This is a genomic window from Actinophytocola sp., assembly GCF_045807065.1.
Lineage (GTDB): Bacteria > Actinomycetota > Actinomycetes > Mycobacteriales > Pseudonocardiaceae > Actinophytocola.
The window spans coordinates 1-24,828 of sequence record NZ_JBJMIE010000212.1; the positions used below are offsets into that span (position 1 = coordinate 1).

The following is a 24,828-nucleotide window of genomic DNA, read 5'->3' on the forward strand; positions in this document are numbered from 1 at the left end:
GCTCGGCCTCGGCCTGCTGGACACCGCCGGCCTGCCGTTCGCGTTCGCCGGTACCGCGGTGCACGCCACGGGCGCCACCGCGGTACGGGTCCGGCTGACCCGCACCGGCCCGGACTCGGTCGCCATCGCGGTCGCGGACCCGACCGGTGCCCCCGTGGCCACCGTGGACGGTCTCACGGTCCGCGCGATCAGCGAGGACGCGCTGCGGGCCGGGCACATGCGGGACTCGCTGTTCGCGGTCGAGTGGACCCCGGTCCCGGCCGACGCGGCCCCGCCGGCGACCGACGCGGTCATCGTCGAGGTCCCGGCCGGCACACCGTACGACTCGGCGATGGCGGCCCTGACCGCCGTGCGGGACGCGCGGCAGGACACCAGGCTGGTCTTCGTCACCCGCGGCGCCGCCGGCCCGGACGCGAGCGCGGTGGGCACCGCCGCGGTGTGGGGCATGGTCCGCTCCGCCCAGGCCGAGCAGGCCGACCGGTTCGTCCTCGTCGACAGCGACAACGACGCGCTCATCCCCGCCGCCCTCGCCACGGGCGAGCCCGAGGTGGCCATCCGCGGTGACAGGCTGTTCGTGCCGCGGCTGGCCAGGCGCGGGCCGGCGGAGCGGCGCCCGATCACCGGCCCGGTGCTCGTCACCGGCGGTACCGGCACCATCGGCAGCGCCCTGGCCCGGCACCTGGTCACCGAACACGGCATCGCGGACCTGGTGCTGGCCAGCCGCACCGGCCAGGCTTCGGACCTGGTCGCCGAGCTGGCCGACCTCGGTGCCCAGGTGTCCGCGGTGGCCTGCGACGCCGCCGACCGCGACGTGCTGGCCGCCGTGCTCGCCGAGCACCCGGTGCGGACCGTGGTGCACGCGGCCGGCGTGCTCGACGACGCCCTGATCGACACCATGACCCCCGAGCAGGTGGCGAACGTGCTGCGCCCCAAGGTGGACGCGGCCGCCAACCTGGTCGAGCTGCTCGCTCCCGAGGTCGAGCTGATCCTCTTCTCCTCGGCCGCAGCGACGTTCCCCAGCCCCGGCCAGGGCAACTACGCCGCGGCCAACGCGTACCTCGACGTGCTGGCCGGCACGCGGCCGGGCACGAAGGCGCTCGGCTGGGGCCTGTGGGCGGCGCCGAGCGGGATGACCGGCCACCTCACCGACATCGAGCTGGACCGCCTGCGCACGGCGGGCGTGGTCGCCCTGACCGAGAGCGACGGCCTCGCGTTGTTCGACGCCGCCCGGGCCGTGGCGGACGCGCACGTGGTGCCGGCGAGGCTCGACCTGGCCGCGGTGCGTGCCGGCGGCACGATCCCGCCGCTGCTGCGGGGGATCGTCCGCGCCGCCCGCAAGTCCGCGACCGCGCGGGTCGACACGGCCGGCCTGGCCGAGCGGCTGACCGCGCTGTCCACGGTGGACGAGCGGAAGACGTTGCTGCTGGACGTGGTGCGGACGCAGGTCGCGGGCGTCCTCGGCCACACCACGGCCGACGACGTCGAGGCCGACCGGGCGTTCCGCGAGCTGGGCTTCGACTCGGTCACCGCGGTCGAGCTGCGCAACCGCCTGCACGCCGCCACTGGCCTGCGCCTGCCGGCCACGCTGGTGTTCGACTACCCGACCCCACTGGACCTGGCCGTCCGGCTGGGCGCCGACCTGCTGCCGGCCGAGCCGGCCGCACCGGTCGAGAACGACAAGTCCGCCATTGACGACCTGGCCGTGGACGACCTCGTCGAGCTGGCCCTGGGCCTGGAAGGTGCGCTGTGAGCGACCAGAACGAACGCACCGAACGCGTCGTCACCGCGTTGCGGGCGTCCATGAAGGACAACGAGCGGCTGCGTGCCGAGGTCGACCGGCACACCGAGCCGATCGCGATCGTCGGCATGTCCTGCCGGTTGCCGGGCGGGATCACCAACCCGGACGAGTTCTGGGCGCTGCTCGCCGACGACGGCGACGCGGTCGGCACGTTCCCCCGGGACCGCGGCTGGACCGGCGCCGGCTACGGCGGGTTCCTCGCCGACGCGGCCGAGTTCGACCCCGGCTTCTTCGGCATCTCCCCGCGTGAGGCGCTGGCCATGGACCCGCAGCAGCCCCTGCTGCTGGAGACCTCGTGGGAGGCGGTCGAGCACGCCGGCATCGACCCGGTCTCCCTGCGGCGCACCGCGACCGGCGTGTTCGCCGGGCTGATGTACCACGACTACACCATGCGGGGCGGGGAGGTCCCCGAGGAGGTCGTGCCGTTCCTCGGCAACGGCGGCGCGGGCAGCGTCGCGTCCGGCCGGATCGCCTACGCGCTCGGCCTGGAGGGCCCGGCCATCACGGTGGACACCGCGTGCTCGTCGTCGCTCGTGGCACTGCACCTGGCCGTGCGGTCGCTGCGGGCCGGCGACTGCGACCTGGCGCTGGTCGGGGGAGTGGCGGTGCTGGCGACCCCGGCCCTGTTCGTCGAGTTCAGCCGCCAGGGCGGGCTGGCGCCGGACGGCCGGTGCAAGGCCTTCGCCGACGCCGCCGACGGCACCGGGTTCGCCGAGGGCGCCGGGATGCTGCTGGTCGAGCGGTTGTCCGACGCCCGGCGCAACGGCCACCGGGTGCTCGCGGTCGTGCGCGGCTCGGCGGTGAACTCCGACGGCGCGTCGAACGGCCTGACCGCGCCGAACGGCCCCTCGCAGGAGCGGGTCATCACGGCGGCGCTGGCCGACGCCGGACTGTCCACTTCGGACGTGGAGGTGGTCGAGGCGCACGGCACCGGCACCCGGCTCGGCGACCCGATCGAGGCGCAGGCGCTGCTGGCCACCTACGGCCGCGACCGGGCCACGCCGTTGCTGCTCGGCTCGGTGAAGTCCAACATCGGGCACACCCAGTCCGCGGCCGGGGCGGCCGCGGTGATCAAGATGGTGCTCGCGCTGCGGCACGAGCTGCTGCCCGCCACGCTGCACGTCGACACCCCCTCGGCGCACGTGGACTGGACCGCCGGCTCGATCGAGCTGCTCACGGCACGCACGGCGTGGCCGGCCGGCGAACGCCCGCGCCGGGCCGGCATCTCCTCGTTCGGCATCTCCGGCACCAACGCGCACGTGATCGTCGAGCAGGGCGACGCGTTCCCCGAGTCCCGTGTGGACGGTCCGGTGCCGTGGGTGGTGTCCGGCCGCACCGAACAGGCCGCGCTCGACGCCGCCGGCCGGCTGCGTGCCCACGTCGCCGCCAACCCGGCCCTCGGCACGGGAAACGTGGCACGGTCCCTGGCGGCACGCGCCCGCTTCCCGCACCGCGCCGGCGCCGTGGCCGCGGACGTGCCGGGTTTCCTGACCGCGCTGAACGACCCGATCACCGGCTACGCCGACGTCACCGGTCGCACGGTGTTCGTCTTCCCCGGGCAGGGTGCCCAGTGGGCCGGCATGGGCCTGGCGCTGGCACGTGCGTCCGAGGTGTTCGCGGCCCGGCTGGACGAGTGCGCGCAGGCGCTGTCAGCCGTCGTGGACTGGTCGCTGCGGGACGTCCTCGCCGACGCGGACGCGTTGCGCCGGGTGGACGTCGTGCAGCCGGCGCTGTGGGCGGTGAACGTCTCGCTCGCGGCGCTGTGGCAGTCCTTCGGCGTCCGGCCGGCGGCGGTGGTCGGGCACTCGCAGGGCGAGATCGCGGCGGCCGCCGTGTCCGGTGCGCTGTCGCTCCGGGACGCGGCGACGGTCGTCGCGTTGCGCAGCAGGACGATCGGCGCGTTCGCCGGGCTGGGCGGCATGGTGTCGGTCGCGATGCCGGTCGGCGACCTGGCCGGCCGGCTGCCTGCCGGGGTCTCGATCGCCGCGATCAACGGACCAGCCGCGACCGTCGTGTCCGGCGACACCGCGGGCCTCACCGAACTGGTCACCGCGCTCACCGAGGAGGGTGTGCGGGCCAAGTGGGTGCCGGTGGACTACGCGTCGCACTCGGTGCACGTCGAACGCATCCGGGACGACATCCTCACCGCGCTGGCCGGGATCACCCCGCGCGAGCCGGCGATCCCGTTCTACTCCACGGTGGACTCCCGCTGGCTGGACGTGCCGGTCGACGCCGACTACTGGTACCGCAACCTGCGCTCGACCGTCGAGTTCGCCGGCGCGGTCCGCGCGCTCACCGAGTCGGGGCACCACGCGTTCGTCGAGTCCAGCCCGCACCCCGTGCTCACCATGGCCGTCCAGGACACCCTCGACGGCAGCGACGCCGCGACGGTGGCCACCGGGACGCTCCGCCGCGACCAGGGCGACCTCGTCGACTTCCTCACCGCGCTGACCACACTGCACGTGCGCGGCGTCCCCGTGGACATCGAGCCGCTCATCGCCGGCGCCTCGCGCGTCGAGCTGCCCACCTACCCGTTCCAGCACGAGCGGTTCTGGCTGGCCGGCCCGCCGCCCGAGCACACACCACACCTGTTCGCACTCGAGTGGGTGCCCGCCACCGGCGGCCAGGCCGGCGCGAACACGGTCGTCGACCTGGCGATGCCGGCGGCGGCGGACCTGCCGGCGGCGGTCCGCGAGGTCACCGCGACCGTGCTCGGCCACCTGCGGGACTGGCTCGCCGCCGACAGCACGGAAAGCGCCGACGGCCGGCTGGTGCTGCGCACGTCCGGCGCCGTCCACACCGACGCGCCGGACCTGCGCCTCGCGCCCGTCGCCGGCCTGATCCGGGCCGCCGCGGCGGAGCATCCCGGCCGGTTCGCGCTGCTCGACGCCCCCGAGGACGTGCCGCCGGACCAGCTCGGGCTGGCGCTCACCGTCGCCGAACCGATCATCGCCGTCCGGGACGGCGAGATCATGGTGCCCCGGCTGACCAGAGGCCTGGCCAGCACCGCACCGGCCACCCCGGACGGCACGGTGCTGGTCACCGGTGCGACGGGCACGCTCGGCGCCGCGCTGGCCCGGCACCTGGTCGCCACCGGTGCGCGGGACCTGCTGCTGGTCAGCCGATCGGGTCCGGCCGCGGCCGGCGCCGCGGCGCTGGTCGCCGAGCTGACCGAGGCCGGCGCGACCGTCCGGCTCGAGGCCTGCGACGCGAGTGACCGCGCCGCGCTCGCCGCGCTGCTGTCGGACGTGGAGCTGACCGCCGTCTTCCACACCGCCGGGGTCATCGCCGACGGGCTGCTCACGTCGATCACGGCGGAGTCGCTGGACGCCGTGCTCGGGCCGAAGGTGGACGCGGCGGTCAACCTGCACGAGCTGACCGCCGACCACCCGATCACCGAGTTCGTCCTGTTCTCCTCGGCCGCCGCCACGTTCGGCAGTGCGGGCCAGGGCGCCTACGGCGTGGCGAACGCGTTCCTCGACGCGCTGGCCGCGCACCGCAGGTCCGCCGGACTGCCGGGCGTCGCGATGGCGTGGGGCCTGTGGGCGGAACGGTCCGGGATGACCGCGCACCTCGGCGAGGCCGACCGGGAGCGGATGAGCCGGGGCGGCGTCGAGCCGCTGTCCACAGTGGAGGGAATGGCGCTGCTCGACGCGGCCCGGGTCGCCGGCCCCGCCGCTCTGGTCACCGCGAAGCTCGACCTCACCGCCCCCGCGGGTGGGGAGATCCCACCGCTGCTGCGGGCACTGGTCAAGCCGGCCGCCACCGCCGTGGCACAGGCCGAGCAGCGCGTCACCGACCGCATCGCCGGGCTGCCCGCCGACGAGGCCAGGGCCGTGCTGGTCGAGCTGGTGGCGGGCCGCGCCGCCGCCGTCCTCGGCCACCCGAACGCGGAATCCGTCGACACGAAGCGGAAGTTCCTGGAGCTCGGGTTCGACTCGCTCACCGCGCTGGAGCTGCGCAACCGGCTGACCGCGGCGACCGGGCTGAAGCTGCCGACCAACATGATCTTCGACCACCCGACCCCGGAGGCGCTGGCCGACTACCTGCTCGGCACGATCGGGCACACGGCCGCGCCGGCGGAACGGCGGGAGGAGTTCGACGGTCCACTCGCGACCCTGTACTGGCAGGCCTGTCTGCGTGCGCGGTCGCAGGACGCGTTGGAGCTGCTGAAGGTCGCCTCGAAGCTCCAGCCCGCGTTCACCGAGCCGGAGTTCGTGGAGCCCGACCGGCTCGCCGTCGGTACCGGCGGCCCGCTGCTGATCTGCCTGCCGTCGTTCAGCCCGGTGTCCGGCCCGCACGAGTACGCGCGGTTCGCCACCTACTTCCGCGACCACCGCGACGTGCTCGTCCTGCCCGAACCGGGCTTCCTGACCGGGCAGAAGGTGCCCGCGTCGCTGGACGCGCTGGCCGACTGGCACGCGTTCAGCGTCCGGCAGCTCGCCGGTGACCGCCCGTATGTCCTCATCGGACGGTCGGCGGGTGGCTGGGTCGCGCACGCCGTAACCCGGCGCCTGGAGGAGCTGGGCAGCCGCCCGGCCGCGCTCACGCTGATCGACACGTACGCGCCGGACTACGACCAGCTGCCGTCACTCGAACCGTCCATGGCCGCCGCCATGCTGTCGCGGGAGAGCAAGTTCGCGATGGGCAACGACACCCGCCTCGCCGCGATGGGCGCCTACCACCGGATCTTCACCGGCTGGGACCCGGCGCCGGTCGACACGCCGACCCTGCTGATCAAGGCGGGCGACCCGTGGGCCGACACCGTCGCTGACTCCCTGTCCTGGCAGGCGTTCTGGGCGCTGCCCCACGACGCCCGCACGTCCCCCGGCGACCACTTCAGCATCCTCGAGGAGCACTCGACGGCCTGCGCGGCGACGCTCGCGGACTGGCTCGTCGAGACCGGTATCGACACCGGGACGACAGGAACCGAGACCCCAGCCCGGCTGACCCCGGCCGGCTGACCCAACACGAGAGGACTGTCATGAAGGTCGTCATCATCGGCGCCGGCCTCGCCGGGGTCGCCTCCGCACTCGCGCTCACCCAGGCCGGGCACGACGTGCTCGTCCTGGAGCAGGCCGAGGAACTGCGCAAGGGCGGCTACGGGGTGATCCTGTGGCCGAACGCCACCGGCATCCTCGGCGAGCTCGGCATCCCCCACCAGAAGCTGCCCGGCCACCGGCTGGACCGGGTGGACATCCAGTCCCAGGCCGGTGAGCCGCTCGTGCGGGTCGAGCTGGACCGGATCGCGCAGCGGTTCGACAGCCCGAACATCGTGATCCGCCGCAGCGCGCTCGTCGAGCACATCGCCGGCGAGTTGCCGGTGGGCACGCTCCGCTTCGGCTCGCTCGCCACGAAGTTCACCGAGCCGCCCGCGGGCTCGAAAGACCCGGTCCTGGTCACGCTGGCCGACGGCACGGTCCTCGAGGCCGAGGTGCTGATCGGCGCCGACGGCCACCGCTCGGTGCTGCGCAACCACCTGTTCGGCCGCAGCGTGGCCAAGTACACCGGCTGGGCCACCTGGCACGGCACGACCAGGCTGGACGTCCCGCTCACCAACAGCCACCGCGTGCAGACCCTCGCCGGCAAGCACGGCCTGTGCGTCATGCACCCGCTGGGCGAGAGCATGCTGTACTGGGCGTTCGAGACCCCGTGGACCAACGGCGACGTCGCCCCGCCGCCCGCGCCGGGCGCCGAGGCCACGACCTCGCCGCTGGCCAACCTGCGCTCCCGCTTCGCCGACTTCGCCCACCCGCTGCCCGAGCTGCTCGACTCGATCACCGACGACGACGTCAGCGTGTTCCCGCACATCGTGCACAAGGTCCCGCGCTGGTGGGGCCGCGGCCGGATCACCATGGCCGGCGACGCCGTGCACGCCGTCCCACCCCGCACCGGCATGGGCGCCAACCAGGCGCTGGAGGACGCGTGGGTGCTGCGCAACACGCTGAACCACCCCGGCGACGCGGCCTCGCTGCTGCGTGCCTACGAGCGCAAGCGCCGCCGCCGCGTCCGGATGCTCTACGCGTACGCCGTGCTCACCGGCAAGCAGGGCCAGTCGATGCCGGGCCTGTTCAAGAGCAGGGAAGGCGTCTCGCTGACCGGCTTCCAGGGCCTGCAGATCAAGACGTTCAGCAACTTCCTCAACCGCTGAAGGAGATTCCCCGATGAAGATCGTTCGCCAGCACGCCTTCGGTGAGCCGGAGGTGCTCGTGCTGGAAGACCTGACCTTACCGCCGGTCGGCGAGGGGGAGCTGCTGCTGCGCACCGAGGCGGCCGCGGTCACCTTCTTCGACATCATGAACCGCCGCGGGCAGCTGGCCGACCGGGAGTACTACGAGCAGGACGCGCTGCTCCCGCTCTCGCCCGGCTACCAGGGCGCCGGCTATGTCGAGGAGGTCGGCTCCGGCGTCACCGACTTCGCGGTCGGCGACCGGGTGGCCTGGGCGATGGCCGACGGCGCCTACGCCACGCACGTGATCGCCCCGGCGGCGGTCGTGGTGCCTGTGCCGGCGGGCGTCGACCTCGGTGAGGCGGCCGGCGTGCTCATCCAGGGGCTGCTCGCCTACAAGATCACCCACGAGGCGCACCCGCTGGAGCCGGGCGACTGGGTCATGGTGCAGGCGGCCGCCGGCGGCGTCGGCTCGCTGATCACGCAGTACGCGAAGCGGCGTGGCGCGCGGGTCGTCGGCGTCGTGTCCAGTGAGGCCAAGGTCGCCGTGGCGAAGGAGGCCGGCGCCGACGAGGTCGTCGTGGCCGCGAGCGACGTGGACGTGGCCGCCGAGGTCAGGCGCATCACCGGCAAGGGTGTCGTGGCCGTCTACGACGGCGCCGGCAAGGACACGTTCGAGGCCAACCTGGACAGCCTGGCGCCGCGCGGGTACCTCCTCGTCTACGGGCAGGCGAGCGGGTTCGTGCCGCCGTTCGACCTGATGCGCCTGAACGACAAGGGATCGCTGTTCGTCACCCGGTTCTGCCTGCCGAACTACTTCGACGAGTGGCCGCCGAAGGAGTTCCTCGCGGAGCTGTTCGAGCAGATGCGCACGGGCGAGATCGTCGTGCGCATCGACAGCCGCTACCCGCTGGCCGACGCCGCGGGCGCGCACCGGGCCGTGGAGTCCCGGGAGTCGGCGGGACGCGTGCTTTTGGTGCCCTGATGCCCGTTATGCCACCAGGTGTCGACCCCTATCGACCCCTGTCGGGCATGATCACGTCTGCCCCGTGTACACAGCTAGGCGTTAGTTTCGGTGTATGCGCGAATGGAGGTGGTCAGCTTGACGAGCAGTCGCGTCAGCGTGGCCACGTCCCGCTCGCTCCAGTCCGCCGTGATCTCGGCGAGGCCCCGACCTCGGGTCTCGCCGAGCACGGCGAGCACCTTGCGGCCCGCCCTGGTCACCGACGCCTCCATCACGCGCTGGTCGGTGGCGCTCCTGGCGCGGGTGATCAGCCCGCGCTCCTCGAGCTTGGCGAGCTGGCGGCTGATCGTGGAGTGGTTCAGGTTGGCCTGCGCGGCCAGCTCGACCACGCCGATCCGCTCGGCGGCGCCGATCCGCATGAGCAGCGGGAACAGCGCACGGTCCAGATCGACCCCGGCCCGCTCGATGAGGATCGAGTGGAACCGGGGCTTGTTCATCAGCTCCATGGCCTCGGTCAGTGCCGCCTGCAGGTCGCTCACTCCGTGCACTATACACGGAAGTTTCGCGAGAGAAACCCCGTGCATCATGCACGGTTACCGTGCTACGATTTCCGTGCATGATGCACGGAGGACATGACTACGGAGGTCCACGATGGACGCAGCAGTGGTTCGCGAACTGGGGCAGGCTCCCAAGTTCGGCCAGTTCGACGAGCCGGTGCCGGGCGAGGGGGAGGTGCTGATCACGGTCAAGGCCGCCGCGCTGAACCCGTCGACGAAGGCGACCGCCTCCGGCGCCCACTACGCCAGCCAGAAGCAGGTGCCGTTCGTGGTCGGCCTGGACGGCGTAGGCGTGCTGGAGGACGGCAAGCGCGTCTTCTTCGGCGGTCCTCGTGCCCCGTTCGGCACCTTCGCCCAGAAGGCGGTCGCGCACCAGGCCCGCTGCTGGCCCATCCCCGACGACGTCGACGACGTGACCGCGGCCGCCATCCCCAACCCGGCCCTGTCCTCCTGGCTGCCGATGGTGCACCAGGCCAAGGTCGAGCCCGGTCAGACCGTGCTCGTCCTGGGGGCCACCGGCACCGCGGGCAAGCTGGCCATCCAGATCGCGAAGCTGCTGGGCGCCGGCCGCGTCGTCGCCGCCGGCCGCAACGAGGAGATCCTGGCCACCCTGCCGGAGCTCGGCGCCGACGCCACCATCCAGCTCGACCAGCCGCACGAGCAGCTCGTGAAGGCCTTCAGCGCCGAGCCGGGCTTCCACACGGTCCTCGACTTCGTCTGGGGCAAGCCCACCGAGGCCCTCCTGGCCGCTCTGACCCGCCCCGACTTCGACGCGGACAGCTTCGCCACCAAGATCGTCCAGATCGGCGAGGGCGCCGGCCCGACCATCACCCTGCCGGCCGCCGCCCTGCGCTCCGCGGGCCTGACCATCGTCGGCACGGGCATGCCTCCGTTCCAGCTGTTCCTGGACACCTTCGGCCAGGCCATGGCCCACGCCGCGAACGGCACCCTGAAGGTCGACACCGCCCCGACCCACCTGTCCGAGATCAACACGGTCTGGAACCAGGGCGACAGGAACGGCAAGCGCGTCGTCATGATCCCCTGACCTCGACGGCCAGAGAGAAGCCGACCGGCCCTCGGGCTGGTCGGCTTCTGGCAGGTGAGAGGGCATCGAGCGTCAGAGGGTGAAAGGAGCCTTGAGGTCGTCGAACATCGGGAAGTGGCGCACGTTGAGCGTGGCTACCTGAAGGCCGCGGACCTCCGCTGTCCCGGCGATGAGGTAGTCGGCGATGCCGATTCCGTTGTGACTGCGGCGGTAGGTCCGCATGTACTCGCCGGCTCGGCTGGCGGCGGGTCCGGTGACCGGTTCGACGCGGAACGAACCGAGTAGCTGCCAGACCTCTCGTCGTTCGGCCGAGCGCATGCCGCCGATGATCTCGGCGACGGAGACGGCACTGATGGCGAGTGGGCTGGCGCGTCGTCCTTCCCGCAGCCAGTCTCGTGCTGCCACAACGCCACGCAGATGGGCGATGAGCACGTCGGAGTCGATCAGGTACATGACTACGGCCTGGCCGCCCACATCCTGGCCAGGTGGTCCTCTCGACCACTGGCGCGACGCTCGGGCCATTCGTCATCGGCATCCGCGAGGACCCCGAAGGATTCGTCGATCGCGGCAAGTCCCACGGCGACGTCATCGACCTCGTCGTGCAGAGAGCGGTCGAGCAGTCTGCGGATGATCTCGGCTCGGGAGACGCCCTGACTGTGCGCGAGACTGTCGAGCAGCTCGGCCTGCTCCTCGTCCAGGTAGATGTTCGTCCGCTTCATACACCACATCATACACCACTCACGGGTCACGCCTGTCGAACGGGCGGGGCGGGCGGCCGGGAGGCGGGCACCTGGCGGTGCCCGCCCCGGTACGGGGGATCAGCGGTGGTCGTCGCAGCCGCGGCGGGTGGGTCTGCGGCGCAGCCTGGGCAGCCACGGGGCACGGCGGTCCGGAGCTGGCGTCCAGGTGCCGTTGATGATGCGGCCTTGCGGAGTTGCCATGGTGTTACCTGCCTTTCCGGTTGTCAGGAACCACGCCATTGGGGTTCACGTTTCTCGACGAAGGAGCGCGGGCCCTCCTCGGCGTCGGCGCTGTGCGTCCTCTTCTCCTCCCAGGTGAACCTGGTCGCGAAGGCCTGCTCCACGGGCATGGTGAGCGCCCGGGAGGCCGCCTCCTTCACCGCGCGGACCGACAGGGGCGCGGCGCGCAGCAGATCGCTCACCCAGCCGTCCACACAGGACTCCAGTGACTCCGCCGGCACCACGTCGTTGACGAGACCCAGGGCAAGCGCACGCGACGCCGGGATGCGCCTGCCGGTCATCAGGTAGCCAAGGGCCGTGCGGTACGGGATCTGCTGCGTGAGCCGGAAGACGCCGCCCGCGCCGGCGATGAGACCCAGCCGGGCCTCGGGCAGGGCGAACTCGGCCTCCTCGACCGCCACGATGATGTCGGCGGCCAGTGCCAGCTCGAAGCCACCGCCCAGCGCGAGGCCGTTGACCGCGGCGACGACCGGCTTGGCGAACCGGAACCGCTCGGTGAGCCGCGGCCAGCCCGGCTTGTCGCGGCTGCCGAACGTGGACGTCGCCGTCCCCGCCTCGATCCGCCGTACCAGCTCCTTGAGGTCCTGCCCGACGGAGAAGGCGCGGTCCCCGGCGCCGGTCAGCACCACCACCCAGATCTCGTCGTCCGCCTCGATGTCGTCCCAGGCCGCGCACAGCTCGGCGTGCATCGCGAGGTTCATCGCGTTGAGCACCTCCGGGCGGTTGAGCGTGACCCGCGCGACGTGGCCGGACTTCTCGTACCTGATCACCATGGGTAGCGGACCGGGGTCGTGTTCGTCGTGCGCCACTGCCAGCGGGTGAACTCGTCCCAGCTGTGGTCCGCGCCGTGCCGGGCGCCGTTGCCCGACGCGCCGACCCCGCCGAACGGCACGTGCGCCGCGTCGTTGATGGTCTGGTCGTTGACGTGCACCATGCCGACCCGCAGCCGGGTGCCGAGAGCGTCGCCCCTGGCCACATCGGACGTGAAGACCGCCGCGGACAGGCCGTACTCGGTCGAGTTGGCCATGGCGACCGCCTCGTCGTCGCTGTCCACGACGGTCACCGGGGCGACCGGGCCGAAGATCTCCTCCTCGAACGCCGGCATGCCGGGGGTCACCCCGCCCAGCACGGTCGGCAGGTAGCACTGGCCGTCGGAAACCCCGCCGGCCAACAGCGAGGCGCCGGCCGCCACCGTCTCGCGGACGATCCGGTCCACCCTGGACAGCTGCTCGGGACTGATCAGCGGCCCCAGGTCCACGTCGCCGGCCGGATCACCGACCCGCAGCGCGCCGGCCTTCGCGGCGAGCAGCCCCACGTACTCCTCGGCCACCGCGCGGTGCACGATGTGCCGCCCGGCCTGCATGCAGATCTGCCCGCCGTGGAAGAACGACCCCCACGCGCCGGCCGACGCCGCGGCCTCGACGTCGGCGTCCGCCAGCACCAGGAACGGGTTGTTCCCGCCCAGCTCCAACGAGACCCGCTTGAGCAGCCGCCCGGCCGTCGCGCCGATGCGCCGGCCGACCGCGCTCGACCCGGTGAACGCGATCATCGCCACGTCGGGGTGGCTGACCAGCGCCTCACCGGGTGCGGCGTCGCCGGGCAGCACGTGCAGCACGCCGGGCGGCAGGCCGGCCTCGGTGAACACGCGGGCGATCACGTGCCCGCCGGACACCGGGGTGTGCACGTCGGGCTTGAGCACGACCGCGTTGCCCAGCGCCAGCGCCGGCGCGAGCGCACGCATGGCCAGCAGCAGCGGGACGTTCCACGGGCTGATCACACCGACCACGCCGTGCGGCACCCTGGTCGCCACGCTGTGCTCACCCGGCCCGGCGGCCAGCACGTGCCCGGGTGGCCGGGTGGCGATCGCGGCCGCGGTCCACAGCTCGTCGATGCTGGCGCCGACCTCGTACTCGGCCTTGCCGCGGACGGCGCCGCCCTCGCGGACCAGCCAGCCGATGACCTCCTCGCGGTGCACGGTGAGCACCTGCGCGGCGTTGCGCATGGTCTCCGCGCGGACGTGTGCCGAGGTCGCCGCCCACGCCGGCGCGGCCGCCACGGCGCCCGCGATCGCGAGCTTCATGTCGTCGGCGTCGGCCAGCCCGACCGTGGCGATCCGCGTGCCGGTGGCGGGGTTGGTCACCTCGAGCGTGCCGCCGCGGGACGGCCGCCATGCGCCGTCGAAGACGCCGCTGGTGTCGCTGGTGTCGGGATCGATGAGGGTCATGGGTTTCTCCCGGCGTGCCCGGTGATCGGTACGTCGACGAGCAGTGGACCGTCGGCGATCGCGGACTTGGCCACGATCTCCCGCAGGTGGTCGGTGTCGGTCGCCCGCACCGTGTCGATGCCGAAGAACTCGGCGGCGTGGGTGAAGTCGAGGTGGCCGATGTCCAGCCCGACGTAGCGGCCCGTGGCGCTGGACGCGCTGCCCCACGAGTCCAGGGTCTGCTTGAGCGTGCGGTACTCCCCGTTGTTCATCACCAGGAACGTCACCGGCACCCGGTAGCGCGCGGCGGTCCACAGCCCCTGCAGGCCGAACATGGCGCAGCCGTCGCCGAGCACGGCGATGGTCGGGTGGTCCGGCGCGCCCATCCGGTGCCCCACGGCCAACCCGATCCCGTTGCCCAGTCCGCCGCCGACCGTGTGCACCAGCGCACCCGGCCGGTCCAGGCGCAGCATGTCCCGCAGCAGCACGCCGGTCGTGATGGCCTCCTCGACGACCACCGCGTCCGCCGGCAACCCGGCCGCGATCGCGCCGACCGCGCCGTACGGGTCCAGCGGCGCGGCACCGGCGGCCGCCCGCACCTTGCGGTCCACCTCGACCGCCCGCGCCAGGCTTTCCCTGCGTGCCAACCTGATCCGGGTCCGGGCCGGCGGGAAGTCGCCGACCAGCTCGGCGAGCCCACGCAGGCTCGGACCGAGCGCGCCGAGCAGGCCGAGCCGGACCGGGAAGTTTCGGCCCAGCTCCGCCGGATCGGTGTCCAGCTGCACGACGTGGGCGGCCGGCGGGATGGCCGGGCCGGGCGTGTAGTGGTGCGCCATGAACGCGTGCGTGCCCACGATGAACACCAGGTCGTGGCCGGCCAGCCGCTGCCTTATGCCGGCGTTGGTCGGCGGCAGGATCCCCGCGTGCAGCGGGTGGCCGGCCGGGAAGTCGACCTCGTCGTGCATCGGCTGGTGATAGACGGTCGCGCCGATCGCCTCGGCCAGCGCGACCAGGTCGGCGACGGCGCCGTCCCGGCCGACGCCGTCGCCGGCCACGATCGCCGGCCGGTGCGCGGCGCACAGGATGTCCGCCGCCTCCGGCAGCGCGGCCGCGGCCGGCAGTCCGGCCACGGTGGACCGTCGCGGCACCGACACGTCGGTGTCCTCGGCGAGCAGGTCCATCGGGATGGACAGGAACACCGGCCCGGCCGGCGGTGCCGCCGCGGCGGCGAACGCCCGGCGCAGCATGATCGGCAGGTCGTGCGCGTGCTGCACGTCGAAGGTCTGCTTGACCGCCGCCTTCGCCAGCCCGACCAGGTCGCCGGAGAGCATCGGGTCGCTCGCCAGGTGCCGGCGGTCCTGCTGGCCGGCGGTGACCACGAGCGGAGTGCGCGACCGGGACGCGTTGAGCAGCCCGACCAGCCCGTTGGCCAGCCCGGCGGCGATGTGCAGGCTGACGAACGCGGTGCGCCGGGTGGCGCGGGCGTACCCGGACGCCATCGCCACCAGCGGACCCTCGTGCACGCCGAGCACGTAGTCGATGTCGTCCACCTGGGACAGCCCGTCCACGAACGGCAGCTCACTGGTGCCCGGGTTGCCGAACACGGTGGTGACGCCCTCGTCCCGCAGGATGGCCAGCATCGCGTCGATGGGTCGCATCACGCCGCGCCCTTCGCCCGCCAGCCGTTGTTCACCTTGTCCAGCACGTCCGCGCCGTACAGCCGGAGCGCCTGCTGGAGGGCGAACTCCGCCATGTACTCCCGGAAGAGCGACAGCGGCTCCTCCGAGGTGTGCAGCATGTGCCGGTTGGGTGCGACGGCCGGCGCGGCCATGCGCGCCGCCGCGTCGGCGACCGCGTCGTCCATGTGGGCCTGGTCGACCACCTCGTCGAAGATCCCGGCCGCGTCCGGCTCGCCGGCGTAGAGCCTGCGCCCGGACAGGATGACCTGCCGGGACACCCGGCCGTTGGTCAGCCGTGCCACCCGGAGGTTCCCGGCGCCGGGCACGATGCCCTCCTGCGCGGCCGGCAGGCTGACGAACGCGTCGTGCTCGGCGATGACGTAGTCGAACAGCAGCAGCAGCTGCATGCCGCCGCCGATGGCGAACGTGTCCACCGCCGCCACCCACGGCTTCTCCGCGACCCGCGTGCGCCAGTCGCCGTCGACCCGGACACCGCGGTAGATCTTGCTCAGGTAACCCAGCTCGCGGCGCATGAGGAAGCCGAGGTAGGAGATCCGCCCGGCGTGCAGCTCCCGCAGGTTGATCCCGGCGCTGAACACGCGGCGCCCGGCGTACTTGGGGTGGGACATGACCGCGCCACGCAGCACGCAGACCCGGACCGCCGGGTCGAGCAGCGCGATGTCGACGGCGGTCTCCATGTCCTCGACGTGCGCGACCGTCTCCGCGTTGAGGCAGTGTTCGTTGTGGACGGTCAGGTGGGCGACGTCGCCCTCCCGGCGGATCCGCACCACGCCGAGGTCGACGTACCCGGTCCCGGTGAACTCCGGCAGCAGCTCCAGCGCCCGTGGCGTCGGCGCCAGCATCGTCTCCGCCAGGTGGGTGCCGGCCACCTCGTCGGCGAGCACGTGGTGCAGGAAGATGCCCTGGTCGATCTCGCGCCCGAGCTTGTCCTGCTGTGGCAACGCCTCCTCGGCCGCCATCTCCTCGGCGGAGGGGACGAGGCCGGGAAACCGCACCGCCGCGGCGGCGACCAGCTCGTCGATGCGCAGCCGCGTGGTGAACCGGTCGGTCAGCTCCGCGTACACGGTGCGGGCGTGTGCCCGCATGAAGTCCGTCCGCCTGTGCCGCGCCTCGTCGGACACCGACGAGCCGAACACCGGAACGGTCGGGGGTGCCTCGAAGATCATGGGCGGGCCTGCCGTAACACCCGGTCGCACGCGGCGAGGTGGGCGCCGAGCGACTCCTCGAACGGGGTCGTGGTGGCGTCCAGCAGCAGCCGGCGGCGGATCGCCAGCTCGGCGCCGGACAGACCGGACAGCAGCGTCGCGGCGTAGCCGACCGCCTCGGGCAGCTCGCCGGCGCAGGCGACGACCTCGTCGACGATGCCGATCCGGGCCGCGGTGGCCGCGTCGAGCGCGGTGCCGAACAGCACCAGCCGGCGCGCCCTGGCCACGCCGATCTGGGTGGCGAGCCGGTGCACGGCCATGCCGGGCCACGGCTGGCCGTGGAACGTCGGCGGGTTCAGGCGCAGGTCCTCGGCCGCGATGCGGTGGTCGGCGGTGAGCAGCAGCTCCAGAGCGGGGCCGGAGCACGGGCCGTGCGCGGTGGCGATCACCGTGGCCGGCACCCGCTCGAGCCGGCGCAGCGCCCGCTCCCACTTGTTGACCACCGCCACCCCGGCCTCGCCGGCGCCCGGGCCGGGCCAGTGCCCGGTCCCGCCGGAGGCGTCGGCGAGCTCGATGACGACCGTGATCTCCTCCGCCGCGTCCTCCGCGTGGTCGCAGAGCGCCTCGACACCGGAGATGAGCGTGCCGTTCAGCGGGCTCGACGTGTCGACGGACAGCCGCGCGTCCTTTGTGGTGGATCGGTTGAAGACGACGTCGCTGACGGTCATTGTCTTGTCCTTCCGGGATTTCAGTAGCGGACCAGCGCGGTCTCGATGGTCGAGCCGGGGCCCATGGTCATCAGCACGCCGAGGTCGCCCGGCACGACGACGCCCTCGTCGAGCAGCCGGCGCAGGGAGAACAGGAACGAGCCGGACGAGAGGTTCCCGTAGTCCCGCAGCACGGTGACCGTGTGCCGGACGTCGTGGCGGGTCAGGCCGAGGTTGACGGCGACGGAGTCGATGACCTTCTTGCCGCCGGAGTGCACGATCCAGTGCGCGATGTCGCTGCGCCGCAGCCCGGTGCCGGTCAGCAGCCGGTTCACGATCAGCTCGGCGTGCGCGCCGACCACGTAGGGCACGTCCCGGTCGAGGTAGAAGCTGAACTTGCCGGCCTCGTCGTCCCAGTCGTAGCGCATCGCGTCGATCGCGTCCGGGATGAGGCAGCTCGCGAACTTCAGCACCTCCGGCCCGGTCACCCCGGGCTCGGCGACCTCCGGCTCGTCGTAAGGCACCGCCCGGATCGCCACCGCGGCCGCACCGTCACCGAACAGGCTGTTCACCACGGACGTGCGCATGGTCCCGTCGAACACGTACGCCGCGGAGCACGCCTCCACGCACAGCATCACCGCTACCCGGCCGGGGTGCGCGCGGGCCCAACCGGCCACCGCGTTGAGCCCGTTGAGCCCGGCGTTGCAGCCCATGCCGACCACGTCGAGCCGGCTGGTGTGCACCGAGAGCCCCAGTTCGGCGATGATCCGCGCGGACAGGCCGGGGGTGAGGAACCCGGTGGTGGTGACGCAGGTCAGGTAGCCGACGTCGTCGAGGTCGTACCCGGTCCTGCCGAGCACGGCGGAAATGGCACGCGACCCCATGTCGATGGCCGTGCTGCGGTGCTTGCGCAGCAGCTCACCCTGGCTCTCCTGGTGCATGGTGCCGTCCGGCGCGCGCTCCGGCAGGGTCAGGGACCGGCGCTCGATGGCACTGTTCAGGAAAACCGACCGAATACGCTCGTCGGTGACCCCGAAAATGTCGATGAGCTCCGCCTGGGAATAGGAGTTCGGGGGTGTCGCGGTAGCGATGCCGAGGATCTTCGCGGCCGGTCCTGACCCGGTCAACCCAGGTGAGTACGCCGGCTCCATGGTGGGTGAGACGGCGATCGTGGACAGTTGTCCGGTCACTTCATCCCCTTTCTCCGATGGGCCTGGAAGTGATGGGACGGGCTATCGCGAAGTTACCCGAGCGGATTGCCGAATGGCGTGGACGAGGACTCGGGGAAATGGTGTCCGCGCATTTCCTAGGGGGGTTGAGGGGGTGGGTTGGGGTGTCGGCGGCCACAGGCGGGCTGCGACTGTGGGAGGCGTTGGAGCGGAGCCCGCGGAGTGACCATGTCGCAACGCGCGGAGCCCATGTCGCCAGGCCCGGCGAGGGAGGCACGGTGCGCACCGAGCTGATCCGGCCGCTGCCGGAGTTGATCAAGGCCAACGCCACGCGCGTCGGCGACCGGCTCGCGTTCGCGGACGCCGGCCGGTCGGTCACGCACGCCGAGCTGGCGCGGCGGACCGCCAGGCTGGCCGGGCACCTCGCCGAGCACGGGCTGCGCCCCGGCGGACGGGCCGCGGTGGCTCTGCCGGGCGGCGTCGACATGGTGGAGTGCTGCCTCGCGATCACCAGGGCCGGCGGGATCTGCGTGCCGCTCGACCTCCGCGCGCCCGCCGACGAGCTGGCGTACCTGCTCGCCGACAGCGGTGCCACGCTGGTCATCACCGACGCCCGGGGGCAGTCGGTGATGGAGGCGACGATCAGCCGCGGCACTCGCCGCACCGTGCTGGTCACGGGTGCGGACGCACCGGCACGCCGGTCGGTCGACCGGCTCGCCGCGACCGACGCGCCACCGCCGCGCGACGACCTCGATCTGACCGAGCCGGCCTGGCTGATGTACACCTCCGGCACCACCGGGCCGCCGAAGGGTGTGCTGACCAGCCAGCGCAACTGCCTGTGGTCGGTCGCCGCCTGCTACGCCCCGATCCTCGGCCTGTCCGCCGCGGACCACCTGCTCTGCCCGTTGCCCCTGCACCACAGCTTGGCCCAGGTCCTCGGCGTGGTCGGCACGATCGCCACCGGCGCGGCCGCCACCCTCGCCGACGGCATCACCGCCGACGCCGTGCTGGACGCGTTGCGCACGGGCCGGCACACGTTCCTCGTCGGCGCCCCCACCCTGTACGCCGACCTGCTGCGCCGCGCCGACCAGCCGGCGCGGGCGGCGATCTCCCGGTTGCGGGTGTGCCTGTCCACCGGCGCGATCGCCGCTCCCGCGCTGTCCGCCGAGTTCGCGGAGACGTTCGGCGTGCCCCTGCTGAACAGCTACGGCGCCACCGAGACCGCCGGCCCGATCACCGTGAGCTGGACCGACGGCGGCACCCCGGGCGGCTCGGCCGGCCTGCCGGTGCCCGGCCTCGCGGTCCGCGTGGTCGACCCGGCCACCGGCGATGACCTGTCACCCGGTGAGGAGGGCGAGGTCCTGGTCCGCGGCCCGAACCTGATGATCGGCTACCACGACCGCCCGGAGGCGTCGGACGACGCGCTGCGCGGCGGCTGGTACCGCACCGGCGACCTGGCGTGCCTGGACGCCGACGGCCACCTGCGGATCAACGGTCGCCTGGCCGAACTGATCACCACCGGCGGTGAACGTACCCACCCGGAGGAGATCGAGGCGGTCCTCCGCGCGGTCCCCGGCGTGGCCGACGCCGCGGTGGTGGGCCGCCCGCACGAGGTGCTCGGCGAGATCCCGGTGGCGTTCGTGGCCCCCGGCCCGGCCGGCTTCGACCAGGACCGGGTACTGGCCGCCTGTTCGCGGGAACTGCCGAGGGCCAAGGTCCCGGTCGAACTGTTCGAGATCGACGCGGTACCGAGATCGCGTTCCGGCAAGGTGGCCAGACACCGCCTGCACACCCTCCCGGCGAAGCTCCGCGCGGTCGGGGGCACCCACTACGAGCAGCTGTTCAGGCTGGACTGGACCCCGCTGCTCGACCGCGGCGCGACGCGGGCGGCACCGCGGGTGGCCGAGTTCGGCGAGCAGGTCGACCGGCACGCGCCACTACCGGACCTGGTCGTCCTGCGCGCACCGGCCGACGTGAGCATGGCCGGCGCCCTGGCCGTCGCCGAACAGATCACCACCTGGCTGACCCACCCGTGGCCACCCGGTGCGCGGCTGGCGTTGGTGACCACCACCGCGGTCAACACCTACCCGGGCGAACGGGTGGCCGGCCTGGGCGCCCCCGCGCTGTGGGGCCTGGCCACCGCGGCCCAGTCGGACGCGGACGGCCGCCTGCTGGTGATCGACACGGACACCGCCCTGACCGCCGAAACCATTGCCACACTGGGTGCCCTGGACCGTCCGCGCCTGGCCGTCCGGGGCGGCATCCCACTGGTGCCGCAGCTGGCGAGGGTGGGCACCGAGCAGACCGGCGGCGTGCGGTTGAGGCAGGCGGGCACCGTCCTGGTCACCGGCGGCACCGCCGGCCTGGGCAGGGAGCTGGCCAAACACCTGGTGACCGCGCACGGCGTGCGAAGCCTGTTGCTGACCACCCCTACCGGCCCGGGCACCCACCCCGACCACTTCACCCCCGACCCCCTGGCACGACCGGAGGTCACGGTCCGCACCGCCGCCGTGGACCACGCCGACCGCGCCGCTCTGGCCGCACTGCTCGCCGGGATCCCGAAAGAAGCCCCGCTGACCGCCGTGGTGCACGCCGCCGGCCTGGACCCCGGCGGCCTGCTGGCGACCGCGGTGGCGGAGGACCCCGCGGCGGCCCTGCACCGCAGGATCACCCCGGCCGTGCACCTGCACGAGCTGACGACCGGTCTGGACCTGGCCGCCTTCGTCCTGGTCTCCACCGCGGGAGGCACCGCACCAGGCAACCTCCACGCCGCGACGACGGCGGTCGACGCGTGCCTCGGCGCCATCGCCGGCATTCGCCACCTGACCGGTCAGCAGGCCCTGTCCCTGTCGGTGGGCGTGATCGGCGAGACGGGCCTGTCACCGCAGGAGGCCATGGCCATGTTCGACGCGGCCCTACGCGCCGGCGTACCCCGCCTGATCACCATGCGGCCTGTCGACGGTCGCACCTCCGGTTCGCACGGCCCTTTCGTGGCACTGCCGTAGCGCGTCCTCGTGGCACCGCCGCAGCGCGTCGATGCCGAGTTCGACCAGCGCCCGGAGCGCCTGGTGCTGCACCACGATCTCGAACGCGTCGCCGGGTGGTCCGCCGCACACGATCAGCACGTGGTCCGTGCCCTCCTGGGTGATCGCCAACGGGCAGCCCTCGTTGATCACCACGTACGAGCGGACGAGCAGGCTGGTTCCCAACATGTCTTCTCCTGGGTGTTCGTGCGGCGGTTCCTGGCGGAAGGAGTGGCGGTGGAACCGGGAGCGGGGGATTCCCCCGGTTCCACCGCCTGACGGGTGCGGCCTGGCGCGGGACTCGAACAGGCCCGGCGACCCGTCGGCAGCCCGACCGGAACAGCCACGGTCGAGCGAGAACACGGCGTGCCGCGGCGCACCGAAAAGTCAGATCGATACACACAGCGTGTTGCCGAACCGCTCGTGTATGTACCCATTGCGTACCCGCTATCGTGTGTGACACCGCTGCTTTCAGGGGTAATAGTACAATGGGTACCCAGTATTAGTACCTGTACTTTCGGGTGAATCTGCGACTGCTACTGTGCGTGATCAGTTCGCGTGGAAGATGACGGAGGTCTGGTTCATGGCTCGTGGTCCGCTGCCGCCGCTGGTCTACAAGATCATGTGCGGTCGCAAGCTGGAGGCTGCTCGGGAACGCGTGCAGCTGTCCCAGGACGACGTGTCCAAGCGACTCGGGTGGTCACAGCAGAAGGTCGCGAACGGCGAGACCGCGGTGAGCGCGGTGAACCGGCGTGACCTGGAGCTGCTGCTGGACGTGTACGGCGTCGACGGTGCCGCACGCGGTGAGTACTTCGAGCTGGCCGACCTCGCTCGCAAGCAGCTGCCTCGCCGCAAGGGGACCCTGCGCAGCAAGTTCGAGGGCATCATGCGGCAGGTGGTCGACATGGAGTTCAGCGCGACCACGACCTGGCGGCACAACAGCATGGTGATCCCAGGAATGCTGCAGACCGAGGAGTACATGCGCTACCTGTTCCGCGCCTACCGCCCGTCATGGCCGGCGGATGAGATCGAGCGAGGTGTCGAAAGACGCCTCGGGCGGCAGGCCGCGCTGGCCAACACCGACCAGCAGTTCTGGTTCGTCGTCCATGAGGCAGCCCTGCGCTCCCTGGAGGGCATCGACGGCGGGAACTCGGTTCTGCGAGGTCAGGCGCGAGTGCTGCTCGACGCCATCGACCGGCCCAACGTCGAGCTACAGGTCGCCCCGTTCCGGCACGGCTACTACCCAGGCCAGGAAGAGACCTATGTGATCTTCGGGTTTGACACAGAACCCGCTGTCCGGGTGACGTACGTTGAGAAGTACGACGGAGGCGACATCCTGCACGACGAGAAGAACCTCGCGAGGTTCACGACGTTCTGGGAACACCAGCGGGTTCACGCCCTTGGACCGGAGCAGACCCGCCCGTTCCTGCGGGAGCTGTCGCAGCCCTGACTGCACGCACCGAGAGGAACGACCAGATGACCAGCTCCCACGGACGATGGGTATGGCGGAAGTCCAGCTTCAGCCAGGGCAACACCAACTCCGACTGCGTCGAGGTGGGCCAGTGGCGGAAGTCGACCTACAGCGAGGGTAATGGCAACTCCTCCTGCGTCGAGGTCGCCTGGACCTCACCCGTCATCGCCCTGCGGGACTCGAAGAACCCGGATGGCGGGATGCTCACCGTCCCCACGTCCGGATGGCACGAGTTCCGCGCGTCGATCACGTCAGGCGTGTAGCAGCCACCATGCCGTCCAGTGCCCCCGGCGTGCGGGCGCATACATAGCCCGATCGGTCGGTGTCGCCGCGGACGTCGAACTGGGCATTTTTTGGGCATTGTGGTTCACTCAATCCATGCCCAGAAAAAGCCCAGCAGTGGACGGGGTGGTCGCGGGCGTGCAGCGGCTGCTCAGGCGTGGGTTGCCGGTGACCCCGACGGGCGCGGACGCAGTGCTGCTGGACCTGCGCGGTGTCGTCGCACGGGCGGTTGACCCGGCTGACGCGTCGAGCAGGACGGCCGCGCTGGACGGCACTCTGCGGGGGCTGCTGGCCCGTTTCGACGATGCTCGTTACGCGCCTGCGGTGCGCGCGTTGTTCGGGTTGCCACCGGCCGAGCCGGGATTGAACCTCACCCTCCGGCGCGAACTCGCCGCGGAGGCGGCGGGACACGAGGTCCACCACTTCCGCAAGCGGATCGAGCCGAAACTGGTCGAGAAGGTCGCCTGGGAACTGCTGTCCGACGCCGACCGGTTCACCCGCTCAACGTTGATCGCCCCACGGCTGGCCCCGGCCACCACGCGGCAGCCGGTCCCGGCCGACCCGTTCGCCTGGGAGGTCGCCGAGCACGAGGAGCAGCTGAGCCGGATTTGGTCGGTGCTCTACGCGGCCCGAGCCGAACTGTTGGCCGTCGAGCGGCTGATCAGTCTGGAGGCCGGCCGGACGAGCATCATCATCGCCGCGGTCACCGCGGCCTGGCGGTGGGCAGTCGCCCGCGCCGAGGCGACCAGCTACACCACCGCATTCGCCCTGGAAGCCGACATCGGGCCGGCGGAACTGGTCGCACTGGCCGGCTGGACCCCGGTCCTGACCCCGGCACAGGCTTCCCGGCTTGTCGAAGCCGCCGCGGGCGGCGCCAGTCGGGAGCAGTTCGTGGCCGCCCTGCACGGCGAGACCGAGCTGGGCAACACCTGGGTCAACGGGTTCCTCACGCGGTCGACATCCTCCCGACACAGCATCAAGCACGAGAACGGATCAACCCTGTGAGCACCACAGCGACCAATCCCGTCCTGACCGCGGCCCTGGCGGAGGCGGCAGCCGGTGTCCCGCGCCGCTACGTCATCACCGGTGGCCCGTCCTCGGGCAAGGACGACCTGATCGCCGCGATCCACGCCGCTGGCATCCCGTGCATGGCCGAGGAACCGGGCCGGCAGATCTACCGCGAGCACCGCGAAAGGCTGGGCCGGCACCTGCGCCGCGAGGACCGGCGCGAGTACTCCTTGGAAGTGTTGAAGGCGTTCATCGCCGAGTACACCGCGCACAAGCACGGGATCCGGTTCTACAACCGCGGAATCCCCGACGGCTACGGCTGGGACGCGTTCTTCGGACTGGGCCCCACTCCGCAGCTGGAGGAGGCCACCCGGCTTTACCGCTACGAACAGGTCTTCGTGCTCGACCCGTTGGACACCTTCGAGGACCCCGACGACATCGTCTGGGCCAAGGACCGCGAGATTCGCCGCGTCCACGAACTGATCGTGCAGGGCTACTACGACGCCGGCTACGAGCCGGTGTTCGTCGCCCCCGACGCCGCAACCGCGCGGTTGGACTTCATCTGCTCGAACCTGCGCCTGCCCAAACCCAGCCGAGGAGCGTGACC

Annotated in this window: 21 protein-coding genes; 10 read left to right on the forward strand and 11 right to left on the reverse strand. The window is 72.3% G+C overall.

What is annotated here, in order from left to right:
- The 4 genes from ACJ73U_RS12365 to ACJ73U_RS12380 form a co-directional block, all read left to right on the forward strand.
- Window positions 1–1,750, forward strand: a 1,750-nt coding sequence (locus ACJ73U_RS12365; protein WP_407777717.1) for a type I polyketide synthase, incomplete at its 5' end; no start/stop codon positions are given.
- Window positions 1,747–6,762 (forward strand): SDR family NAD(P)-dependent oxidoreductase, encoded by a 5,016-nt coding sequence (locus ACJ73U_RS12370; RefSeq protein WP_407777718.1) that lies wholly within the window; start codon window positions 1,747–1,749, stop codon window positions 6,760–6,762. The genes ACJ73U_RS12365 and ACJ73U_RS12370, both read left to right, overlap by 4 nt.
- 20 nt (window positions 6,763–6,782) lie before the next feature.
- A complete protein-coding gene (locus ACJ73U_RS12375; protein WP_407777719.1) occupies window positions 6,783–7,949 on the forward strand; it encodes an FAD-dependent oxidoreductase in 1,167 nt (388 codons plus the stop codon).
- Window positions 7,950–7,962: 13 nt separating this feature from the next.
- Window positions 7,963–8,952, forward strand: coding sequence for a quinone oxidoreductase family protein (locus ACJ73U_RS12380; protein ID WP_407777720.1), 990 nt, complete (start codon window positions 7,963–7,965; stop codon window positions 8,950–8,952).
- Window positions 8,953–9,026: 74 nt separating this feature from the next.
- Here the strand turns inward: ACJ73U_RS12380 and ACJ73U_RS12385 are convergent, their stop codons facing one another.
- Window positions 9,027–9,470 carry a MarR family winged helix-turn-helix transcriptional regulator gene (locus tag ACJ73U_RS12385; RefSeq protein WP_407777721.1) on the reverse strand — a complete coding sequence of 148 codons (444 nt, stop codon included), beginning with the start codon at window positions 9,468–9,470 and terminating at the stop codon, window positions 9,027–9,029.
- Between the two features lie 112 nt (window positions 9,471–9,582).
- Between ACJ73U_RS12385 and ACJ73U_RS12390 the strand changes: the two genes are divergently transcribed.
- Window positions 9,583–10,533 carry a zinc-binding alcohol dehydrogenase family protein gene (locus ACJ73U_RS12390; RefSeq protein ID WP_407777722.1) on the forward strand — a complete coding sequence of 317 codons (951 nt, stop codon included), beginning with the start codon at window positions 9,583–9,585 and terminating at the stop codon, window positions 10,531–10,533.
- A gap of 72 nt (window positions 10,534–10,605) precedes the next feature.
- On the opposite strand, the gene ACJ73U_RS12395 is transcribed toward ACJ73U_RS12390, so the two are convergent.
- From ACJ73U_RS12395 to dpgA, 9 genes are all read right to left on the reverse strand, one after another.
- A complete protein-coding gene (locus ACJ73U_RS12395) occupies window positions 10,606–10,986 on the reverse strand; it encodes a type II toxin-antitoxin system VapC family toxin (RefSeq protein WP_407777723.1) in 381 nt (126 codons plus the stop codon).
- Window positions 10,987–10,988: 2 nt separating this feature from the next.
- Entirely contained in the window at window positions 10,989–11,252 is a 264-nt protein-coding gene (locus ACJ73U_RS12400) for a CopG family transcriptional regulator (protein WP_407777724.1), read from the reverse strand.
- Between the two features lie 99 nt (window positions 11,253–11,351).
- Window positions 11,352–11,474, reverse strand: coding sequence for a hypothetical protein (locus ACJ73U_RS12405; protein ID WP_407777725.1), 123 nt, complete (start codon window positions 11,472–11,474; stop codon window positions 11,352–11,354).
- Between the two features lie 23 nt (window positions 11,475–11,497).
- The gene (gene dpgD / locus ACJ73U_RS12410; RefSeq protein ID WP_407777726.1) at window positions 11,498–12,283 is read right to left on the reverse strand and encodes an enoyl-CoA-hydratase DpgD; all 786 of its coding nucleotides are present in this window, start codon (window positions 12,281–12,283) and stop codon (window positions 11,498–11,500) included.
- A complete protein-coding gene (locus tag ACJ73U_RS12415) occupies window positions 12,280–13,737 on the reverse strand; it encodes an aldehyde dehydrogenase family protein (protein ID WP_407777727.1) in 1,458 nt (485 codons plus the stop codon). The genes dpgD and ACJ73U_RS12415 overlap by 4 nt, the downstream gene beginning before the upstream one ends.
- Window positions 13,734–15,374, reverse strand: a complete 1,641-nt coding sequence (locus ACJ73U_RS12420) for a thiamine pyrophosphate-binding protein (protein WP_407777787.1) — start codon at window positions 15,372–15,374, stop codon at window positions 13,734–13,736. The genes ACJ73U_RS12415 and ACJ73U_RS12420 overlap by 4 nt, the downstream gene beginning before the upstream one ends.
- Window positions 15,374–16,582, reverse strand: a complete 1,209-nt coding sequence (gene dpgC / locus ACJ73U_RS12425) for a (3,5-dihydroxyphenyl)acetyl-CoA 1,2-dioxygenase DpgC (protein ID WP_407777728.1) — start codon at window positions 16,580–16,582, stop codon at window positions 15,374–15,376. Before dpgC ends, ACJ73U_RS12420 begins: the two co-directional genes overlap by 1 nt.
- Complete coding sequence (gene dpgB, locus ACJ73U_RS12430; protein WP_407777729.1) at window positions 16,579–17,289, reverse strand: enoyl-CoA-hydratase DpgB; 711 nt, start codon at window positions 17,287–17,289, stop codon at window positions 16,579–16,581. The genes dpgC and dpgB overlap by 4 nt, the downstream gene beginning before the upstream one ends.
- A gap of 20 nt (window positions 17,290–17,309) precedes the next feature.
- Window positions 17,310–18,458, reverse strand: a complete 1,149-nt coding sequence (dpgA, locus tag ACJ73U_RS12435) for a 3,5-dihydroxyphenylacetyl-CoA synthase DpgA (RefSeq protein WP_407777730.1) — start codon at window positions 18,456–18,458, stop codon at window positions 17,310–17,312.
- A 257-nt stretch (window positions 18,459–18,715) separates the two neighbouring features.
- Between dpgA and ACJ73U_RS12440 the strand changes: the two genes are divergently transcribed.
- The gene (locus ACJ73U_RS12440; RefSeq protein WP_407777731.1) at window positions 18,716–21,442 is read left to right on the forward strand and encodes an AMP-binding protein; all 2,727 of its coding nucleotides are present in this window, start codon (window positions 18,716–18,718) and stop codon (window positions 21,440–21,442) included.
- Here ACJ73U_RS12440 and ACJ73U_RS12445 read toward each other — a convergent pair.
- Complete coding sequence (locus ACJ73U_RS12445) at window positions 21,353–21,649, reverse strand: hypothetical protein (protein WP_407777732.1); 297 nt, start codon at window positions 21,647–21,649, stop codon at window positions 21,353–21,355. The genes ACJ73U_RS12440 and ACJ73U_RS12445 overlap by 90 nt on opposite strands.
- Before the next feature lie 394 nt (window positions 21,650–22,043).
- Between ACJ73U_RS12445 and ACJ73U_RS12450 the strand changes: the two genes are divergently transcribed.
- The 4 genes from ACJ73U_RS12450 (at window position 22,044) to ACJ73U_RS12465 (ending at window position 24,826) form a co-directional block, all read left to right on the forward strand.
- On the forward strand, window positions 22,044–22,910 hold the full coding sequence (locus ACJ73U_RS12450; protein WP_407777733.1) for a helix-turn-helix domain-containing protein: 867 nt from the start codon (window positions 22,044–22,046) through the stop codon (window positions 22,908–22,910).
- Window positions 22,911–22,936: 26 nt separating this feature from the next.
- Window positions 22,937–23,194, forward strand: coding sequence for a DUF397 domain-containing protein (locus ACJ73U_RS12455; protein WP_407777734.1), 258 nt, complete (start codon window positions 22,937–22,939; stop codon window positions 23,192–23,194).
- Window positions 23,195–23,309: 115 nt separating this feature from the next.
- Window positions 23,310–24,218, forward strand: a complete 909-nt coding sequence (locus ACJ73U_RS12460; RefSeq protein ID WP_407777735.1) for a hypothetical protein — start codon at window positions 23,310–23,312, stop codon at window positions 24,216–24,218.
- Window positions 24,215–24,826 carry an AAA family ATPase gene (locus tag ACJ73U_RS12465; protein WP_407777736.1) on the forward strand — a complete coding sequence of 204 codons (612 nt, stop codon included), beginning with the start codon at window positions 24,215–24,217 and terminating at the stop codon, window positions 24,824–24,826. Before ACJ73U_RS12460 ends, ACJ73U_RS12465 begins: the two co-directional genes overlap by 4 nt.
- Window positions 24,827–24,828: the final 2 nt, after the last annotated feature.